The organism is Nocardia nova NBRC 15556 (assembly GCF_001613005.1).
GTDB lineage: Bacteria > Actinomycetota > Actinomycetes > Mycobacteriales > Mycobacteriaceae > Nocardia > Nocardia nova.
In genome coordinates, this window is record NZ_BDBN01000030.1 from 63,270 (window position 1) to 82,094 (window position 18,825).

Genomic DNA, 18,825 nt, shown 5'->3' on the forward strand with positions numbered 1-18,825 from the left:
GGCGAACGCGGGCGAGGCCGGGGCGCGTCCGCGGTTCACGGTGTCAGTGACCGCGCCTCAGGTGCAGGCGGCGTCGCGGATCGTGCGACGTGCGGGACGGTTCGAGCGGGGCGGCCGGCCAGGAGGGATCGAAGAGCAGGCTGGGGCCTGCGTGGTGGGCGACCCGGTCGTGGTGGGCGGTCGCGCCGAACAGGCTCATCCCGCCGAGGAAGGCGGCGGCGCAGATCGCGCCGGAGACGAGAGCCCAGCCGCGATGGCCGCTCGCGGCCGCGGTGAGTCCCATCGCCAGGCTGCCGAATCCGATCAGAACGCAGAAGTAGCTGGTCCAGGCGACCATACGGTTGCGCCGCACCCAAGGCGGGGTGGCGGGCATCGGCTCACCGGTCCTTCGGGCTGCTCTCGTCCCGGGCGCGGATCACGGCCTGCCACAGCTGGTCGTCGACGTAACTGTCCGACAACAGATGTGGTGTGTCGTGGCGTTCGACGTGGTCGCGGCGGACCGTGGACTCGAAGACCAGCAGCCCGAAGATCGCGACCGCCGCACAGGCGCCCGCGGCGACGAGCAACAGCCCGCCGTGACCCCCGGCCGCAGCGGCCAAAGCCATTGCCAGCAATGCAACAGCAACCATCATGCATGTAATTCCCGACCAGGCGGCAAAGCGGTTCCGCCTGCTCCATCCCGGTGAGTTCGGCATATTCACAGCGTACGCCGCGGGATCGGATCGGGAAATACCGGTCACAGCAGTGCGATAGCATCCGGGGGCTCGCCGATACGAGGAAAGCCGGTGCAATTCCGGTGCGGTCGCGCCACTGTGACAGTCAGACCCTCCGGGCGGGCGGCCGTATCCGCTATGGGCGCGTCACCCGAGGAGAACCGTGATTCTGCTGCTGTCCACGTCCGACACCGATCTGCTGTCCGCGCGCGCGAGCGGCGCCGACTATCGGCTCGCCAACCCGGCCCGGCTGCTGGTCGAGGATCTGCCGGGACTGCTCGAGGGCGCCGATCTGGTCGTGGTGCGCATCCTGGGCGGTCGCCGCGCCTGGGAGGAAGGGCTGGACGCGGTCCGCGCCGCGGGGATCCCGCTGGTGGCCCTGGGCGGCGAAATGGCGCCCGATGCCGAACTGATGGAGTGCTCGACGGTCCCGGGTGGCGTGGCCGCGGACGCGCACAACTATCTGGCCGCGGGCGGGCCCGGCAATTTGCGGCAGCTGCACAACTTCCTGTCCGACACCGTGCTCCTGACCGGTCACGGATTCGAGCCGCCGGTCCAGCTGCCCTCCTGGGGTGAGCTCGACCGCGCGCCGAAGGAGTTGTCCGGCAACGATTCCCGGCTCGCCGACGCGCCGACGGTGGCTGTGTTGTACTACCGCGCCCAGCACCTGGCCGGCAATACCGCCTACGTGGAGGCGCTGTGCCGAGCGCTGGAACAGGCCGGCGCCCGCCCGCTGCCGCTGTACTGCGCGTCGCTGCGCAACGCCGAACCGGATCTGCTCGACACGCTGCGCCGCGCGGACGCGCTGGTGGTGACCGTGCTGGCCGCGGGCGGCACCAAACCCGCGACCGCGGCCGCCGGCGGTGACGACGAGGCCTGGGATATCGGCGCGCTCGCCGACCTGGATGTGCCGATCCTGCAGGGGCTGTGCCTGACCAGCGGCCGGGACCAGTGGGCGGACAACGACGACGGACTCTCGCCGCTGGATGTCGCCACCCAGGTCGCGGTGCCGGAATTCGACGGTCGGATCATCACGGTGCCGTTCTCGTTCAAGGAGTTCGACGCCGACGGTCTGTCGACCTATGTGCCCGATGCGGAGCGGGCGGCGCGGGTCGCGGGCATCGCGGTGCGCCACGCGCGGCTGCGGCATCTGCCCGTGGCGCAGCGCCGGATCGCGCTGATGCTGTCGGCGTATCCGACCAAGCACGCCCGCATCGGCAATGCCGTCGGGCTGGACACCCCCGCCAGCGCGATCCGGCTGCTGACCGAGATGCGCACGGCCGGTTACGATCTCGGCGCGCCGGGCGAGGTTCCGGGGCTCGAGGAGCGCGACGGCGATGCGCTCATCCACGCGTTGATCGCCGCCGGTGGTCAGGATCCGGACTGGTTGAGCGCGGAACAGTTGGAGGGCAATCCGATTCGCATCGGCGCCCGGCAGTACTCGGCCTGGTTCGCCACCCTGCCCGAGAGATTGCGCACCGCGGTCGTCGAGGCCTGGGGGCCGCCGCCGGGCGAACTGTTCGTCGACCGCTCCGCCGATCCGGACGGCGAAATCGTCATCGCCGCACTGCGTTTCGGCAATATCGTGCTGCTGGTGCAGCCGCCGCGCGGCTTCGGCGAGAATCCGGTCGCGATCTACCACGATCCGGATCTGCCGCCCAGCCACCACTATCTGGCGGTGTACCGGTGGTTGTCCGCGGCGGCCGGCGAGGGCGGATTCGGCGCCGACGCGATGGTGCATCTGGGCAAACACGGCAATCTGGAATGGCTGCCCGGCAAGACACTGGGGATGTCGGCGGCCTGCGGCACCGACGCCGCCCTCGGCGATCTGCCGCTGATCTATCCGTTCCTGGTAAACGATCCCGGTGAGGGCACCCAGGCCAAGCGCCGCGCCCACGCCACGCTGGTCGACCACCTCATTCCCCCTATGGCCCGCGCGGAGACCTACGGCGATATCGCTCGCCTGGAACAGTTGCTCGACGAGCACGCCAACATCTCGGCGCTGGATCCGGCCAAGCTGCCCGCGATTCGCCAGCAGATCTGGACCCTGATGCGGGCCGCGAAGATGGACCACGACCTGGGGCTCGAGGAGCGACCGGACGAGGACACCTTCGACGACATGCTGCTGCACGTCGACGGCTGGCTGTGCGAGATCAAGGATGTGCAGATTCGCGACGGCCTGCACATCCTTGGGCAGGCCCCGGCCGGCGAGGGCGAACTGGATCTGGTGCTGGCCATGTTGCGCGCCCGCCAGCTCTGGGGTGGGGAAGTCGCGGTGCCGGGGCTGCGCGAGGCGCTGGGGCTCGACGAATCCGGGGAAGAATCGCGCGAGCGCGTCGATGTCGTCGAGCAGCGCGCACGGACGCTGCTGGCCGCACTGCAGGCCGCGGAGTGGTCGCCGGCGGCGGTGGAGGAGCTGGTGGCTCGCCACGAACCCGCCGCTCCGGACACCCTTGCGGCCGTATTGCGCTTCGCCGCAACCGAAGTCGTGCCCCGATTGCGGCAGACCGGAGTCGAGATCGAGCGGATCCTGCACGCCCTGGACGGTGGATTCATCCCGGCCGGGCCGAGTGGTTCGCCGCTGCGCGGTCTGATCAACGTGCTGCCGACCGGGCGGAACTTCTATTCCGTGGATCCGAAGGCGGTGCCGTCGCGGCTGGCCTGGGAGACCGGCCAGGCGATGGCGGATTCGCTGCTCGAGCGCTACCGCTCCGATCACGGCGACTACCCGCGATCGGTCGGGCTCTCGGTGTGGGGCACCTCGGCCATGCGGACCGCCGGTGACGATATCGCCGAGGTGTTCGCGCTGCTGGGGGTGCGGCCGGTGTGGGACGAGGCGAGCCGCCGGGTCACTCGCCTGGAGGTGGTCGACCTGGCCGAGCTGGGCCGCCCGCGCATCGACGTCACCGTGCGAATCTCCGGATTCTTCCGCGACGCGTTCCCGCACGTGCTGGCGCTGCTCGACGACGCGGTCCGGCTGGTCGCCGAGCTGGACGAACCGGCGGAATCGAATTACGTTCGCGCGCACACCGATTCTGATCTGGCCGAGCACGGTGACCGGCGCCGTGCCACCACCCGGATCTTCGGATCCAAACCCGGTACCTACGGCGCGGGTCTGCTGCAGTTGATCGACTCCAAGAGCTGGCGCACCGACGACGATCTGGCCCAGGTGTACACCACCTGGGGCGGCTACGCCTACGGCCGTGGCCTGGACGGCGCGCCGGCCGCCGACGATATGCGCGCGGCCTACCGGCGCATCGCGGTCGCGGCCAAGAACACCGACACCCGTGAGCACGACATCGCCGATTCCGACGACTACTTCCAGTACCACGGGGGCATGGTCGCCGCCGTCCGGGCGCTGACCGGCAAGAATCCCGAGGCCTACATCGGCGATTCGACGCGTCCCGACGCGGTGCGCACCCGCACCCTCTCCGAGGAGACCACCCGGGTGTTCCGCTCCCGCGTGGTCAATCCTCGCTGGCTCGAGGCGATGCGCCGGCACGGCTACAAGGGTGCGTTCGAGATGGCCGCGACGGTCGACTACCTGTTCGGTTACGACGCCACCACCAATGTCGTCGCCGACTGGATGTACGAAAAGCTCTCGGAGAGCTACGTTTTCGACGATGTGAACCGCAAGTTCATGACCGAGTCCAATCCGTGGGCACTGCACGGCATCGCCGAACGCCTGCTCGAGGCGGCCGAACGCAAACTGTGGGAGGCCCCGCAGCCGGAAACACTGGACCGGCTGCGGCAGATCTACCTCGAAACCGAGGGCGAACTCGAGTAGTGCGACCCGGTGCGGCCGCTACGTCGGCGGGCGCACCGGATCCTGCGCCGCGCGGCGGATGTGCGGGCGCGGGTTCGGCCCCTACCGTGGGGATATGACCTGGAACGAACTCGCACAGCAGAAGTACGTCCTGCTCACCACCTACAAGAAGGACGGCACGCCGGTCGGGGCCCCGGTCTGGGTGGCTCCCGACGGCGACCGGCTGGTGGTCTGGACCAATCCGAAGAGCTGGAAGGTGAAACGGCTGCACCGCAACGCCGCGGTGACGGTCCAGGCCTGCGACGCCCGCGGCCGCACGTCCGGATCGCCGGTGAGCGCCGGGACGGCGCGCGTCCTCGATGGCGACGGGACCGAACGGGTCCGCGATCTCATCGCCCACAAATACGGCGTGATCGGCACCCTGCTGATCCGCGGCCACAAGTTGATCTTCGGCAAGGATCGCTCGGTCGGGCTGGCGATCACCGCCCAACCGGCGGGGCAGTGACCACCGCCGATCGAGTGAGATCGTCTCGGATCAGGCTGGGGCAGCGGCGATTTCGATGCCGATCGTGCCCTTGCGGCCGCGCCGCAGCACGCTGCCGGTGACGATCAGCCAACCCATGAGCGAATACTTGCGCTTGATCAGCTGCCGGGTCCGGTCGCTGCCCTCCTCGTCGAGCACCCGGGCGGTGCCGCGCACGATCTCCCCGTGCGGCTTACCCGACACGCTGCAGGGCTGCAAGGTGACGTCCGGATTGCGCCGCACCCGCTTGACCTTCCAGGCCGCGGTCTCGGTCCAGACGTACAACTTCGCATCGTCGAGCGCCGCCCACACCGGGGTCGCGACCGGTGTGCCGTCCTTCTTGTAGGTGGTGAGCAGAACGTAGTTCGCGGTACCGGCGGGGCCGAAAGGATTGTCCACGACTGCCGAGCCTAATCGGTCGAGCCCGGAGGCGGCGGCGGAGCGTCACCGACCTTCGTTCCCCGATCCTGCTCCGAACGACATTGCCTGATCGGCATGGCCCAGGGGTGAATCATGCCGTGTGGGTGAGGATTCGGGGGCCCGCGTCGGTGATGGCGACGGTGTGTTCGGAATGTGCGGTGCGCGAGCCGTCGGCGGAACGGATCGTCCATCCGTCCGGATCGGTGATGATGCGATCGGTGGTGCGGGCGAACCAGGGCTCGATCGCGATGGTGAGGCCGGGGACGAGCCGCATGCCGCGCCCGGCGCGACCGGCGTTGGGAACGTGCGGATCCTCGTGCATGGTGCGGCCGAGTCCGTGGCCGCCGAATTCGGTGTTGACGGGGTAGCCGTGCCGCCGCGCGACGCCCGCGATGGCCGCGGAGATGTCGCCGAGCCGCCCTCCCGGCCGGGCGACCTCGACGGCGGCGGCCAAGGCCTCCTCGGTCGCGGCCACCAGCCGGGCGTCCTCGGGATCGGCGGTGCCGACGATGGTGCTGACCGCGGCGTCGGCGACCCAGCCGTCGACCGAGACCGCCAGATCCATGGTCAGCACATCACCGTCGCGCAACCGGTAGTCGTAGGGCAGTCCGTGCAGAACCGCGTCGTTGACCGACAGGCAGACGGTGTTGCGGAACGGGCCGCGCCCGAACGAAGGCGCGTAGTCCCAATAGCACGACACCGCCCCTCGTTCCCGGATGCGCTGCCGCACATACTTTTCCAGATCGAGCAGATTCATCCCGACCTCGGCTTTTTCCCGCAGCTCCGCGAGCACCTCGGCGACGAAGCGTCCGGCCACGCCCATCCGCTCGATCTCGGCGGCTGTCTTCAGTTCGACCACGAAACCTCCCTGGTATCGGTATTTATATACCGACTCTAACCGTAGCGGTATTTGAATACCAGCTCTATGCTGGGGGCATGGTTCGACTTCCGCTGACCCCGGCCCAGGTAGAGGCCGGTCGCCGCCTGGGCGCGCATCTGCGTGCGGTCCGGGGCGATCGGGACCCCGCGGAGATCGCCCGCGCGGCCGGCATCTCACCGGAAACGCTGCGCAAGATCGAATCCGGCCGGCTGCCCAGCCCGGCATTCGGCACCGTCGTCGGACTCTCCGGGGCGCTCGGAATTCCGCTGCAGGAGTTGGCCGAGGTGTGGCAGTCCGCCCGCCTCAGCGCCTCGGCCTGACCGTAACTAGGAGTTTTCCGCGCGGAACAGGGGAAGGGGCGCGTCGGCTATCGCCTCCGGGGAGGGGAGTGTGGCCCGTGCCTCCGGCGGGCTCATTCGCGACTGGAGTGCTCGCTGGTGGGCTGCGCCCACGAGCAGTAATGCGGCGGTGCGTGGTTCGGTGACGATGTGGTGGCGGGCCGACAGGTGTCCGATCACCACGTCCAGGGCGCGGTGCGGGCCCAGATCGAAGTCGCGGCTGCGTTCCGAGTACACCGCGCGCAATTCGGCGTCGGAGTCGATCGCCGCCATGACCGGTAGCGCGGCACGGAAGAAGTCCTCCAGCACGGTCACCAGGTGCACGAGATCGCTTCGCAGATCGGCGGATTCGGCCGTGTCCGCGGAATGGGACGAATCGGCGAGCATATCCTTCAGCGGCCGCAGGTGATGCTGGATCACAGCTTGGAGCAGGCCGGTGCGATCGCCGAAGTGATAGAAAATGCTCGACTCGGCGACGCCCGCGCGAGTGGCGACTTCCTTGGTGGTGAGCCGGGCGACCCCGGAACCGGTGAGGACGTCCTGTGCGGCCACGATGACAGCCTCCCGCACTCCGCTGCGCGGCCGCCCGCGGGTGCGTGCGGGCGGTTCGGTGTTCTGGGCGTGCTGGCGCGGCACCGCGTGTTCCTTCCGATCGGTTCGTGCCCTTGCAGTATGCCGCAACCCGTCGTATTTTCTGAGTAGGCACTCGAAAATACTGATCGGAGCTGTCGACATGTCCACTCCCAGCACACCCCCATCAGCCGGAACCGCCCGCGAATCGGCGGGCCGGGGCCGGTTGCGCATGCAGACGGCGGTCGACGCCGGCATGCGCGCCCTGTTGCGGTCGCCGCTGCATCGCCTGCTCAGCGCGAAATTGATGATCGTCACCGTGGTCGGGCGCAAAACCGGCCGCGTCTACGCGAATCCGGTCGGCTACGCCGAATCCGACGGCGCACTGCTGGTCGGCACCGCGGCGGGCTGGCGGCGCAATCTGCGGCCGGGCGAACCGGTGCGGATCACCTGGCGCGGCCGGGAGCGGCTCGCGGACTGGGAGGTGATCTCCGGTGAAGAGGAGATCGCCGAGCCCTACCGCATCATCCTCACCCAGAATCCGACGCACGGCCGCTTCGCCGGTATCAGCCTCGATGCCGACGGCAACGTCGACCGGGAACAGCTGCGCGCCGCCCTCGGCCGCGGCACGGTCGTCGTGCGGCTGCGGCCGCGATCGATGCGCTGAGTGCGGGTGACCGCGCTCAGGTGGCCTGGCTGACCGAGGACATGTGGAAGTCGGGGATCCGCATCGGCGGCATGGCCGTGCGGGTGAACCAGTCCTTCCATTCGCGCGGCAGCGTGATCTCGGTGGCGCCGACCTCGGTAGCGCGGCGCAGCAGATCCAGCGGGCTCTCGTTGAAGCGGAAGTTGTTGACCGCGGCGGTGACCGCGCCGTCCTCCACCAGGTACACGCCGTCGCGAGTCAGGCCGGTCTGCAACAGCGTGGCCGGATCGACCTCGCGGATGTACCACAGACAGGTCAGCAACAGGCCACGCTCGGTGGTGGCGATCATCTGCTCGAGAGTGGTGTCCGTCCCGCCGCTCAGCAGCAGATTCTCACCGGCCACCGTGACCGGAGCGTTGTACTGCGCGGCCACTGCGCGCGGATAGATCAGCGACTCGATCACTCCCTCGCGCAGCCAGTCCACGCGACCGGCCGAGAGACCGTTGTCGAAGATCGAGGAGGTCTCCGATGAGGCGGCGGTCGCGACGAACGGCCGGTACTCCAAACCCGCGGCAGTCGGATCCGAGTACAACGTCAGCGGCAGGTCGGTGAGCCGCTCCCCGATGCGGGTGCCGCCGGCCCGGGCGAATGCGGTGTGCCCCTCGTGGGCGCCGCGTCCGTCCATCGACCACAGCATCGGAATCAGCAGGTCGGCGACCGCCGAGGGCGGCAGCAGGGTGGGATAGCGACCGGCCGGCAGCTCGACCCGGCGGGCACACCAGTCCAGGCGCCGGCTCAGCTCGGCCAGCAGTGCGGTGACGCCGATATCGGTGAAGTCGGCGGTCGGCGCGCCCACCCAGGCGCTCGCGGGATCGCCGTCCCCGCCGCGTTTGCCGTTGATCTCGATGGATCCGGTGGGCTCGGTCCACCGGCGGCGGATGCCGGTGGAGGTGCCCAGCCAGGTGGTGTGCAGCTGATGATGGGCGAAACCGTAGAGCCGGTCGGCGCCGGCGAACCCGACCGCGAGCTCACCGGCGAGTCCGGTGAATACCTCGATGCCGGTCTCGCGCACGGGGCCCGCCCACTCCGAATCCAGGTGTGCGCCCGCGGTTTCCGGGTCCAGCAGCGGCATGGCGTCCGCAGCGGGCTCGGCCGTGCGAGCCGCCTCTTCGGCGCTGCGCACCACGGCCTCGATCTCGGCCGGATCCACGCTCGTGGAACCGGCACTGCCCACCCGCGCCGAGCGTGGGCCCTCGCGCAGGACCGACACCACCGCCCAGGATCGTGACACCGACGACCCGTTGGTGGTCATGGAATTGCCGGCCCAGCGCAGCGAGGCCTCGGACGCGTCGGTGACGATGACGATCGTCTCGTCCGCGCGCGCGACGGCCAGCGCCCGCTCCACGACCTCCGCGCCGTGCATCATCGTCACCGACCGGCCTCCCGCGTTGTGTGCCAATTCCGAATCGTGGCCATTACCCCGCCTCCTGTGTGGCGGGACACCCGCACCCGGTCGGCGCGGCGAGTGGCTGCTGCGCGAGGGTTACTCACCCCGCCTCCTGGCGGGTGTTGAGGATGTTCACCCCGCGCACCAGCACCGACGGACATCCGTGCGATACCGCCGCGACCTGGCCGGGCTGGGCCTTACCGCAGTTGAACGCCCCGCCGAGGACCCAGGTCGACGGGCCGCCGACGGCTTCCATCGCGCCCCAGAAGTCGGTGGTGGTGGCCTGGTAGGCGACGTCGCGCAGCTGACCGGCCAACTCCCCGTTGCGAATCCGGAAGAAGCGCTGCCCGGTGAACTGGAAGTTGTAGCGCTGCATGTCGATCGACCAGGACCGGTCGCCGACGATGTAGATCCCGTCCTCGACCCGCGAGATCAGCTCGGCGGTGCTGGTATCGGACTCCGGATCGGGCTGCAGGGACACGTTGGCCATGCGCTGGATGGGCACATGATGGGCGGAATCGGCGTAGGAGCACCCGTTGGACCGGGGCACCCCGAGACGAGGCGCGAAGACCCGGTCGAGCTGATAGCCGACCAGGATGCCGTCGCGCACCAGATCCCAGCGCTGCCCGGCCACCCCCTCGTCGTCGTAGCCGACCGTCGCGAGGCCGTACTCCTGAGTCCGATCGCCGGTGACGTGCATGATCGGGGTGCCGTAGCGCAGCGTCCCGAGCTTGTCGGGAGTGGCGAAGGAGGTTCCGGCGTAGGCCGATTCGTAGCCGATCGCGCGATCGTATTCGGTGGCGTGGCCGATGGATTCGTGAATCGTCAGCCACAGATTGGTCGGGTCGATCACCAGGTCGGTGGGGCCCGGCGTCACCGACGGCGCGGCGACCTTCTCGGCCAGCCACTGCGGCATCCGTGCCAGTTCCTCGTTCCAGTCCCAGACGCCGTCGGCGCCGGTGACGTACTCCCAGCCGCGCCCGGCCGGGGCGGCGAGGGTCCGCATGGTCTCGAAACCACCCGTCGCGGCGTCGACGGTGATCGCCTCGAGTTGCGGATGCAGTCGCACCCGCTGCTGGGTGATCGTGGAACCCGCGGTGTCGGCGTAGTAGGTCTGCTCCTTGACCTGCAGCACCGATGCCGTCACGTGATCGATGCCCGCGGCCGAGGACAGGCGCTGCGAATAGTCCTGCAGCAGCGCGACCTTCTCCGGCGTGGGCACGGTGAACGGGTCCACCTGGTAGGGCGAGACCCAGGTCGCGTCGCGATAGACCGGTTCGCCGGCGAGTTCGACCCGCTCGCGGTTGAGCGCCCGCAGCGTCGCCGCGACGGTGACCGCGCGCTGGGCCACCGCCACGGCGGTCGCGGGTGTCAGTTCGCAGTGCGAGGCGAAACCCCAGGTGCCGTCGACGATCACGCGGACCGCGAAGCCCAGGTCGTCGGCATTGTCGATGGATTCGACGCGGCCGTCGCGCAACCGGATCGATTGCGTCAGCAGCCGATGCACCCGCAGATCGGCGTACTCGGCGCCGGCCGCGCGCGCCGCCGTCAACGCCGCATCGGTCAGGGCGGCCAGCGGCAGCGCGCGGAACTGGTCGTCCACGGCCGCAGATGCGATGCTCACCCGGCCTACGCTAATTGCTGAACGCCGGCTGGGCCACCGGATCGGCCGACGGGTGCGGCGAAACACTCTGGGACCCAACGCGACACGCCGTGCATGATTGCAGGCGATGCAAACATGCACGAAATGCGGTGTGGCACGGACTGAAACGCGCGCGAAACGCGCAGCCTGCCGCAGGTTGCGGCGCCGATGGCGTACTGTCTGCCCGCGTGCCGCCATCCGCACTCCGTGACCGTAAGCGGGAACGCACCCGCCGCGCCCTCCTCGAGGCTGCCGCCGATCTGTTCGAATCCCGCGGCTACGAGGCGACCACCGTCGCCGATATCGCCGCGACCGCCGAGGTGGGTACGAGGACGTTCTTCAACTACTTCGAGAGCAAAGAGGAACTGCTCTTCCCCGAGCCCGATGAACGCGTCACCGCGGCGGTGGCCGCGATCGCGAGCCGTCGTGCCGACGAACGACCCGTCGAGGTGCTGCTGCGCGCGCTGCGGGCCGCCGGGGACAATCCCGGTGATCACCTCGGCGACGATCTGGCGGCCCGCATCGCCGTGTTGCGGGCCCAGGTCTCGCGCACCGTGCCCGCCGTCAGCGGCCGGGCCGCGCACGCCCAGCTGGCCGCGCAGCAGGAGATCGCGCGGCGGCTGCGCGACGCCTTCCCCGACGAATTGGACGAGGTCGGCGCGGCCGCGCTGGTCGGCGCCGTCGTCGGGGCGGTGTCGGGTGCGCTGACCGTGCTGTTCTCCGGCCGCCACGCGATCGAGGACGGGGAACGGCTGCATCGCACCATCCGCGAGACCACCTCGCGGGTGCTGGCGCCCTGGCTCTCGGCCGGCCGGCATCTGACCGCGGAGGCGCGCTGCTGAGCGCCGCTCAGCCGAACTGCTGCCAGCCCAGGCGCACCACCATCGCGGTCACCACGATCAGCAGCACCGCGCGCACGAACCCGGCCCCGCGCGCGATCGCCATCCGCGAACCCACCACGGAGCCCGCGATATTCGCCACCGCCATGCCCAGGCCCACCGACCAGATGATGTGCCCGGTGGCGGCGAGCAGGATCAGCGCGCCGAGATTGGATCCGCAGTTGATCACCTTCGCCATGGCCGCGGCGCGCACGAACTCGGTACCGAGCAGGGTGGCGAAGGAGATGATCAGGAAGGTGCCGGTACCGGGGCCGACCAGCCCGTCGTAGCCGCCGATCAGCCCGGCCGACAGGCCCACCACCAGGATCGTGCGGCGCCGGGTCGGCGGGTGGGTCGCCATCGTCACCCCGATCGAGGGCCGCGTCGCCACCACGATCGCGACACCGATCAGCACCGTCATCACGATCGGGATGAAATAGCGCCGGTCGATCAGGGCCACCGCGGCCGAACCGGCGGCCGCCGCGCACGCCGCGATCGCCGCACCCGACAGCATGAGCGGCCATCGCATCGGCACCCGGCGCGCGAAAGTCAGCGCTGCGGCACTGGTTCCGGCGAATGCGGCGATCTTGTTCGTGCCCAGCGCGGTCTGCGGGGGCAGCGTCGGCGCCACCAGTAGCAGTGTCGGCAGAATGATCAATCCGCCACCGCCCACCACCGCGTCCACCCATCCTGCGGCCGTGGCCGCGGGCAGCAGCACCGCCCACTCGGCCATACCCACGGCGGCGACCCAATCAGAGTCGGCGACGTGCGGCAAATCGTGGCGCGCGGTGTCGAGGTGGCGGCCACCTAGGCTGAGCGAGTGCGCCGATTCAGTCTGTGGCTCCGTGGCAAACCCATGGTCGCCGATTCCATCCTCGCGGCCGCACTGGTGCTGTTGGATCTGCTCACGCTCGGCGGCAAGGATCATGCGATCGTCTATCTGATCCTCGGGCTGCTGGTTCCGGTGCCGGTGATCTGGCGGCGCAGCTATCCGCGGGCCAGTGCGGTCGCCCTGCTGGTGCTGTCGATCACCACCAGCGCGGTGAGCGTGGTCCTGCACGAGGATCTGCAGCCGCCGGCGCTGCTGGCGGTCGGCGTCGCGCTCTACACCCTCGTCGCGTACGTGGGCCGGCGCGAGGGTTTGCTGTATCTGGTCGGCCTCGCCGTGGACGGAGCGTTCTCGCTGGCCGTGGTCGACCAGTCGGTGCCGATCGTCATCGGCTTCCTGATCATGTTCTACGCGCTGTGCTGGACCCTCGCGGAATTCCTCGGCGCCCGCCACGCCTACGACGCCGAGGTCGCGGCCCGCCTCGCCGTCGCCGACTACGACCGTGAACGCAGCGCCCACGACGCGGTCTCGGCCGAACGCACCCGCATCGCCCGCGAACTCCACGATGTGGTCGCCCACGCGGTCAGCGTCATCATCGTGCAGGCCGACGGGGCGAAATACGCGCTGCGCCGCGACCCCGAGGTCGCCGAACAGGCGCTGGCCACCATCGCCGGCACAGGCCGCGAGGCGCTGCGGGAACTGCGCCGCACGGTGGAACTGCTGCGCACCGAGCACGCCCCGGAGCAGCTGCCGCAACACGGCACCGCCGGACTGGCGAAGGTGGTGGAGATGATGCGCAGCGCCGGGCTGGCCGTGGAACTGGAACTCACCGGGGAACTCGACGATGTCGCCCCCGAGGTGAGCCTCGGCATGCACCGCATCGTGCAGGAATCGCTGACCAACACCTTCCGCCACGCCGGCCCCGACCCGCAGGCCTGGGTGCGGGTGCGGCGGCGCGACGCGGACGTGCTGGTCGAGGTGCTCGACCGCGGCGACGCCGGGCCGTCCGCGACCGGGTTCACCGTGGCCACGCAGGCTCCCGTCGTGGACGACACCGCGCTGCGCAACGGCATCGCCGGCAGCGGACTGGGACTGGTCGGGATGCGGGAGCGGATCGCGGTACTCGGCGGCACCCTCGCGGTGGGACGACGTCCCGAGGGCGGCTGGCGCGTCTGCGCCACCATTCCCCTGCAGCGTGAACTACCCGACTGACCGGGCGAGGAGTCCCGGTTAGATTGGTGCGGTGCCGATCACCGTACTCGTCGTCGACGATCAGGAACTCATGCGTGCCGGACTCAAGATGGTGCTGGGCGCGCACCCGGACGTCGACGTCGTCGCCGAGGCCGACAACGGCGCGACCGCCGTGCGCCTGGCCGGTGAACTGGCCCCCGACGTGGTGCTGATGGATGTGCGGATGCCGGTGGTCGACGGCGTCGCCGCCACCGCTCAGATCCTCGAATCCGGGTGTGGCAGCCGGGTTCTGGTGATGACCACCTTCGATCTCGACGAACACGCACTCGGCGCCCTGCGGGCCGGCGCCAGTGGTTTCCTGCTCAAGGACACCCCGCCCGAGGATCTGATCTCCGCCATCCGCAGCGTCGCGGCCGGTGACGCCGTGGTCTCGCCGAAGGTGACCAAACGGCTGCTGAACCGGCTGATCGCCGCCGACCCCGCCCGCGTGCGCGACCCATCGGTGCTCGACGTGCTCACCGCGCGCGAACGCGAGGTGCTCGAACAGATCGCCGCCGGGCGCTCCAACGCCGAGATCGCCGCCGAGCTGTATCTCTCGGAAGCCACGGTCAAGACTCACGTCGGCCGGGTGCTGACCAAACTGGGACTGCGCGACCGGGTGCAGGCGGTCGTGCTGGCCTATGAAACCGGGCTGGTCACGCCCGGTACCTGACCGGGTGAGCGACGATATGCCCGAATCGGGAGAAAAACGGGGTCGTCGCGCGTTGGGCAGGGTAGATCGTGGAAAGGATCGCCGATGCCCGCCCTGTTGTTCGCCCTCTATCTCGTCGTCGAGATCGCGGCGCTGGTCGTGGTCGGCCACCTCATCGGTGCCGTGCCGACCATTCTGCTGCTCATCGCCGGGTCCGCGCTCGGGCTGATCCTGGTGCGTTCCCAGGGCCGCCGGGTCTTCCAGCAGTTCCGTCGTGCCCGCCGCGGCGAGATCGCCCCGGGAACCGCCGTCGCCGACGGCGCGCTGGTCGGGGTGGGCGCGCTGCTGATGTTCGTTCCCGGCCTGGTCACCTCGGTATTCGGACTGCTACTGCTTCTTCCCACCCGCGCGCTGCTGCGACCGCTGGTCTCGGCCGCGGCGCTGCGGCGCATCGACCGGCTGACCATGGCCACCGGCTATCGCGGCGTGGTGGTGGAACCCTCTGGAGAGGTCGTGGACGGTGTGGTCGTCGAGCAGTACTACGACGACGGTCAGGGTCACGCGCGGCGCATGATCGACCCCCGCTGACCGGCCCGCACTGATCGCGGGCCGCCGGCCGTGCGGCACACTGGTCACCCGTGAGTACCCAGTTGCTGGTCGGCGGCCGAATCTACAGTTCCAGTTCCCCCGATGCCACCACGATGGCAATCACCGACGGCACCGTGGTCTGGCTGGGCGCCGAACGCCCCGGCCGCGCTTTGCACCCCGACGCCGAAATCGTCGATCTGGACGGCGCTTTCGTCGCCCCGGCCTTCGTCGATCCGCACGTGCACGTCACCGCGCTCGGCCTGCAACTGACGGGTTTGGACCTGTCCCAGGCGAATTCGCTGGCACAGTGCCTGGATCTGGTACGCGAGTACGCTGCCACCCATACCGGAACGATCATCGGCGACGGCTGGGACGAAACCCGCTGGCCCGAGGGCCGCCCGCCCACCGTCGATGAGATCGATGCCGCCGCCGGGCCCGGCCGTCCGGCCTATCTGGCCCGCGTGGACGCCCATTCCGCGGTCGCCTCGACCGCGCTGCTCGACACGGTGAGCGGCGTTCGCGCGGCCGCGGGTTACACCGCCGGCGCACCGCTTCGCGCCGACGCGCATCACCTCGTTCGCGAGGCCGCACTCGACGGTCTCGACCGCGCTCAGCGCGACCGGGCTCGGGCCGCCGCACTCGATTACGCGGCCGCGCACGGTGTGGTCGCCGTCCACGAATGTGCGGGCCCCCAGATCGCAGGACGCACCGACGTGCGCGAGTTGCTGGAATTCGAGCACGGTGTGCAGGTGCGCGCGTACTGGGGTGAGGCCGTCACCTCGGCCGACGAGGCGCGGGCGCTGCTCGGCGAACTCGGTGTACACGGGCTGGCCGGCGACCTGTTCGTCGACGGCTCGTTCGGTTCCCACACCGCCTGGCTGCGCGAACCCTATGCCGACCGCGACACCACCGGTGTCTCCTACCTCGACGCCGCGGCGATCGCCGCCCATGTCCGGGCCTGCACCGAGGCCGGGATTCAAGCCGGATTCCACGCCATCGGCGACGCCGCCATCGATGCGGTGGTCGAGGGCTTCGCCCGGGTCGCCGGCGAACTCGGCGCACCGGCGGTGGCCACCCGCGGCCACCGGCTCGAACATGCCGAACTGCTCGATGCCGGCCAGATCGCGAAACTGGCCGAATTCGGCGTGATCGCCAGCGTGCAACCGGGATTCGACGCCGCGTGGGGTGGCGCCGAGGGGATGTACGCCACCCGGCTGGGCGCCGAACGCGCCGCGGCCACCAACCCGTTCGCGGCGATGGCCGCCGCCGGTATCTCGCTGGCGATCAGCTCCGATGCCCCGGTGACGGCGCTGAACCCGTGGGAGGCCATCCGCGCGGCCGCGAACCACCGCACCCCGGGGCACCACATCTCCCCGCGCGCCGCCTTCGCCGCCGCCACCCGCGGCGCATGGCGGGCCGGCGGTGTGCGCGACGGTGTCGCCGGAACCCTGGTTCCGGGCGCTCCCGCCAACTATGCGGTGTGGGACGCCGCGGAACTCGTCGTCGCCGCGGCATCGGACACGGTCCAGCGCTGGTCCACCGATCCGCGCTCCCGCGTCCCCGGCCTTCCGTCCTTGGAAGAGGGCGCCGAACTCCCGCGCTGCCTGCGGACCGTCCGCGACGGAGTGACGATCTATACAGCCTGAGGAAACAACGCGACGGAGACCGACCGCGCTTTCCGCGAAAGTGTCGCCGCCGCCGCGGAGCCCCGGCCGGCGGGAACCGCGCGCTATCCCAGTAGGCTGGCGCGGTGCTGGGCGTGACGTGGCGGGTATGGGGGAAGATCGGGGCCGCTGTCGTCGCCGGGCTGTTGGTGTTCGCGAGCTTTCCGCCGCGTACCTGCTGGTATCTCGCGCCGATCGGGATCGCGATCCTCACCCTGACGGTGCGGGACGCGGCGAGGTTGCGCGGCGGCTTCGGCTACGGACTGCTGGCGGGGCTCGCGTTCTTCCTGCCGTTGCTGCCGTGGACCGGCATCTACGTCGGCCCGATGCCGTGGCTGGCGCTCTCGACAGCATGCGCGGTGTATGTCGGCTTGTTCGGGCTGCTGTCGCGGCTGGTGTGCCCCCTGCCGGGCTGGCCGGTATGGGTCGCGCTGATGTGGACTCTCACCGAATGGGGACGCTCCAGCTTTCCGTTCGGCGGATTTCCGTGGGGCCGACTCGCTTTCGGGCAGGCCGACGGCTGGTACCTGCCGCTGGCCTGGCTCGGTGGCGCGCCGGTGGTGAGCTTCGCGGTGGCCCTGACCGGAAGCGTTCTGGCGGCGCTTCTGCTTCGGTTGCGCCCGCAGGCACACCAACCGCGTGCGGTCGTAATTATCACTCTCGCAACGGTTGTGGCTATTATCCCGATTACCGGAGTGATCCTCCGGACCGCGCTGCCCGCCCCGGACGACGGAGACCGGTCGATCACGGTCGCCGCTATCCAGGGCAGCGTGCCGCGGCTGGGCCTGGACTTCAACGCCCAGCGCCGGGCCGTGCTGGACAATCACATTCGCCGTACCGAGGAGCTGGCCCGCGCGGTCGCCGCCGGGACCGCCGCCCAGCCGGACGTGGTGATCTGGCCGGAGAATTCCTCCGATATCGACCCGCTGCGCAATTCCGACGCCTACGACGAGATCACCGCCGCCTCCCGCGACATCCACGCCCCGATCCTGGTGGGCGCCGTACTCGTCAACGACGACCGCACCACCACCAATTCGGTGATCGTGTGGGACGCCGACGGGCCGGGGGAGCGCCACGACAAGAAGATCATCCAGCCTTTCGGCGAATACCTGCCCTATCGCGGCTTCTTCCGACACTTCTCCGACTACGCCGACCGCGCCGGCTACTTCGTCCCGGGCCACGGCGACGGGGTCGTGCACGCCCGCCCGGCCGGCGGTGGGCCGATGGTCGCGATCGGCGTGGCGACCTGCTACGAGGTCGCCTTCGACCGGGCGTTCGAGGATTCACTGCGCGCCGGCGCGCAGTTGCTCACCGTGCCGACGAACAACGCCACCTTCGGCGACAGCGATATGACCTATCAGCAGTTGGCCATGTCGCGGGTGCGGGCCGTCGAACACGGCCGGGCGCTCGTGGTCGCCGCGACCACCGGTGTCAGCGCGGTCGTCACCGCCGACGGCGTGGTGCGCCAGCACACCGAGAAATTCGTGCCCGCCGCACTCGAGGCGACGTTGCCGTTGCGCAGCGCAACGACACCCGCGACCGCGATGGGACCCCTTCCGGAGCGGATGTTGTGTATCCTTGCTGCGGCCGTCGCACTGGTCGCGGCTACTCGGTGGCGAACGACGCGTTCGACTCGTCGTGCCGATGAGGACGTCACCGGCGATCCGGCATTCGATTGACGGCCGCCGCAGCTGTTGCGGACAATCACACATCGCGGGTACCCGCGAATCGGCATTTCTCACAACCTCGATTCCGTGGGCCGTCCGATCGCATTCGCCGGCTGGTTGCGTCACCGGAAACGGCGCGCCGTCGCTCCTGCCGTTGACGGGCACGCTGAGCTGCTAGGCCGTTGTTTGCGGTGAAATAGCTGTCCAATTGCTTTATCTGCCTGTGGTGTTCGCGGCCGAAGATCACGACATCGTTACCAGTCCGGCCGCAATAGGGCTCCGAATCATAGGGCGTGGATCACGTCCTCCCGCTGGCGCGCGCTTTTCCGCTCGCGGACGGGGACCGGGGAGTTGCGTATACAGCGGCAGAAC

General features: G+C 69.8%; 18 protein-coding genes. 10 read left to right on the forward strand and 8 right to left on the reverse strand.

Features of this window, described 5'->3' with window-relative positions:
* Window positions 1–43: 43 nt before the first annotated feature.
* Complete coding sequence (locus tag NN2_RS13330; protein WP_146098566.1) at window positions 44–373, reverse strand: hypothetical protein; 330 nt, start codon at window positions 371–373, stop codon at window positions 44–46.
* 4 nt (window positions 374–377) lie between these two features.
* Window positions 378–605 (reverse strand): hypothetical protein, encoded by a 228-nt coding sequence (locus NN2_RS13335; RefSeq protein WP_063013533.1) that lies wholly within the window; start codon window positions 603–605, stop codon window positions 378–380.
* Between the two features lie 271 nt (window positions 606–876).
* Here NN2_RS13335 and cobN point away from each other — a divergent pair, with 271 nt between their 5' ends.
* Both cobN and NN2_RS13345 read left to right on the forward strand, forming a co-directional pair.
* Window positions 877–4,500, forward strand: a complete 3,624-nt coding sequence (gene cobN / locus NN2_RS13340; protein WP_063013535.1) for a cobaltochelatase subunit CobN — start codon at window positions 877–879, stop codon at window positions 4,498–4,500.
* A 94-nt stretch (window positions 4,501–4,594) separates the two neighbouring features.
* Complete coding sequence (locus tag NN2_RS13345) at window positions 4,595–4,984, forward strand: PPOX class F420-dependent oxidoreductase (protein WP_063013537.1); 390 nt, start codon at window positions 4,595–4,597, stop codon at window positions 4,982–4,984.
* A 30-nt stretch (window positions 4,985–5,014) separates the two neighbouring features.
* Here NN2_RS13345 and NN2_RS13350 read toward each other — a convergent pair whose 3' ends face one another.
* Entirely contained in the window at window positions 5,015–5,401 is a 387-nt protein-coding gene (locus NN2_RS13350) for a PPOX class F420-dependent oxidoreductase (protein ID WP_063013539.1), read from the reverse strand.
* 112 nt (window positions 5,402–5,513) lie between these two features.
* The gene (map, locus tag NN2_RS13355; protein ID WP_063013541.1) at window positions 5,514–6,281 is read right to left on the reverse strand and encodes a type I methionyl aminopeptidase; all 768 of its coding nucleotides are present in this window, start codon (window positions 6,279–6,281) and stop codon (window positions 5,514–5,516) included.
* 77 nt (window positions 6,282–6,358) lie between these two features.
* Here map and NN2_RS13360 point away from each other — a divergent pair, with 77 nt between their 5' ends.
* The gene (locus NN2_RS13360; RefSeq protein WP_039778318.1) at window positions 6,359–6,622 is read left to right on the forward strand and encodes a helix-turn-helix domain-containing protein; all 264 of its coding nucleotides are present in this window, start codon (window positions 6,359–6,361) and stop codon (window positions 6,620–6,622) included.
* 6 nt (window positions 6,623–6,628) lie between these two features.
* On the opposite strand, the gene NN2_RS13365 is transcribed toward NN2_RS13360, so the two are convergent.
* Window positions 6,629–7,276 (reverse strand): TetR/AcrR family transcriptional regulator, encoded by a 648-nt coding sequence (locus NN2_RS13365; protein WP_063013543.1) that lies wholly within the window; start codon window positions 7,274–7,276, stop codon window positions 6,629–6,631.
* A gap of 97 nt (window positions 7,277–7,373) precedes the next feature.
* On the opposite strand from NN2_RS13365, the gene NN2_RS37730 reads away from it, so the two are divergent.
* Window positions 7,374–7,877: a nitroreductase/quinone reductase family protein gene (locus NN2_RS37730; protein ID WP_169812404.1), complete on the forward strand. Its 504-nt coding sequence runs from the start codon at window positions 7,374–7,376 to the stop codon at window positions 7,875–7,877.
* A 16-nt stretch (window positions 7,878–7,893) separates the two neighbouring features.
* Here NN2_RS37730 and NN2_RS13375 read toward each other — a convergent pair whose 3' ends face one another.
* Window positions 7,894–9,282: a metallopeptidase TldD-related protein gene (locus NN2_RS13375; RefSeq protein WP_063013547.1), complete on the reverse strand. Its 1,389-nt coding sequence runs from the start codon at window positions 9,280–9,282 to the stop codon at window positions 7,894–7,896.
* A 121-nt stretch (window positions 9,283–9,403) separates the two neighbouring features.
* A complete protein-coding gene (locus NN2_RS13380) occupies window positions 9,404–10,927 on the reverse strand; it encodes a TldD/PmbA family protein (protein ID WP_082856967.1) in 1,524 nt (507 codons plus the stop codon).
* A gap of 206 nt (window positions 10,928–11,133) precedes the next feature.
* Between NN2_RS13380 and NN2_RS13385 the strand changes: the two genes are divergently transcribed.
* Window positions 11,134–11,787 carry a TetR/AcrR family transcriptional regulator gene (locus NN2_RS13385; protein WP_081879689.1) on the forward strand — a complete coding sequence of 218 codons (654 nt, stop codon included), beginning with the start codon at window positions 11,134–11,136 and terminating at the stop codon, window positions 11,785–11,787.
* A gap of 7 nt (window positions 11,788–11,794) precedes the next feature.
* On the opposite strand, the gene NN2_RS13390 is transcribed toward NN2_RS13385, so the two are convergent.
* On the reverse strand, window positions 11,795–12,556 hold the full coding sequence (locus NN2_RS13390) for a sulfite exporter TauE/SafE family protein (protein WP_228816858.1): 762 nt from the start codon (window positions 12,554–12,556) through the stop codon (window positions 11,795–11,797).
* Between the two features lie 87 nt (window positions 12,557–12,643).
* Here NN2_RS13390 and NN2_RS13395 point away from each other — a divergent pair, with 87 nt between their 5' ends.
* The 5 genes from NN2_RS13395 (at window position 12,644) to lnt (ending at window position 18,465) form a co-directional block, all read left to right on the forward strand.
* Window positions 12,644–13,864 carry a sensor histidine kinase gene (locus tag NN2_RS13395; RefSeq protein ID WP_063013549.1) on the forward strand — a complete coding sequence of 407 codons (1,221 nt, stop codon included), beginning with the start codon at window positions 12,644–12,646 and terminating at the stop codon, window positions 13,862–13,864.
* Between the two features lie 31 nt (window positions 13,865–13,895).
* On the forward strand, window positions 13,896–14,555 hold the full coding sequence (locus tag NN2_RS13400; RefSeq protein ID WP_036501594.1) for a response regulator: 660 nt from the start codon (window positions 13,896–13,898) through the stop codon (window positions 14,553–14,555).
* Window positions 14,556–14,639: 84 nt separating this feature from the next.
* The gene (locus NN2_RS13405; protein WP_063013551.1) at window positions 14,640–15,122 is read left to right on the forward strand and encodes an FxsA family protein; all 483 of its coding nucleotides are present in this window, start codon (window positions 14,640–14,642) and stop codon (window positions 15,120–15,122) included.
* A gap of 50 nt (window positions 15,123–15,172) precedes the next feature.
* Window positions 15,173–16,768, forward strand: coding sequence for an amidohydrolase (locus tag NN2_RS13410; RefSeq protein ID WP_063013553.1), 1,596 nt, complete (start codon window positions 15,173–15,175; stop codon window positions 16,766–16,768).
* 107 nt (window positions 16,769–16,875) lie between these two features.
* A complete protein-coding gene (gene lnt, locus NN2_RS13415) occupies window positions 16,876–18,465 on the forward strand; it encodes an apolipoprotein N-acyltransferase (RefSeq protein WP_082856972.1) in 1,590 nt (529 codons plus the stop codon).
* Window positions 18,466–18,825: the final 360 nt, after the last annotated feature.

Excerpts from the sequence above, each read along its gene's own strand:
- NN2_RS13330 (WP_146098566.1), bottom strand. The coding sequence starts at position 373 with ATGCCCGCCACCCCGCCTTGGGTGCGGCGCAACCGTATGGTCGCCTGG.
- NN2_RS13335 (WP_063013533.1), bottom strand. The coding sequence starts at position 605 with ATGGCTTTGGCCGCTGCGGCCGGGGGTCACGGCGGGCTGTTGCTCGTC.
- NN2_RS13345 (WP_063013537.1), top strand. The coding sequence starts at position 4,595 with ATGACCTGGAACGAACTCGCACAGCAGAAGTACGTCCTGCTCACCACC.
- NN2_RS13360 (WP_039778318.1), top strand. The coding sequence starts at position 6,359 with ATGGTTCGACTTCCGCTGACCCCGGCCCAGGTAGAGGCCGGTCGCCGC.
- NN2_RS37730 (WP_169812404.1), top strand. The coding sequence starts at position 7,374 with ATGTCCACTCCCAGCACACCCCCATCAGCCGGAACCGCCCGCGAATCG.
- NN2_RS13375 (WP_063013547.1), bottom strand. The coding sequence starts at position 9,282 with ATGATGCACGGCGCGGAGGTCGTGGAGCGGGCGCTGGCCGTCGCGCGC.
- NN2_RS13390 (WP_228816858.1), bottom strand. The coding sequence starts at position 12,556 with ATGGCCGAGTGGGCGGTGCTGCTGCCCGCGGCCACGGCCGCAGGATGG.
- NN2_RS13405 (WP_063013551.1), top strand. The coding sequence starts at position 14,640 with ATGCCCGCCCTGTTGTTCGCCCTCTATCTCGTCGTCGAGATCGCGGCG.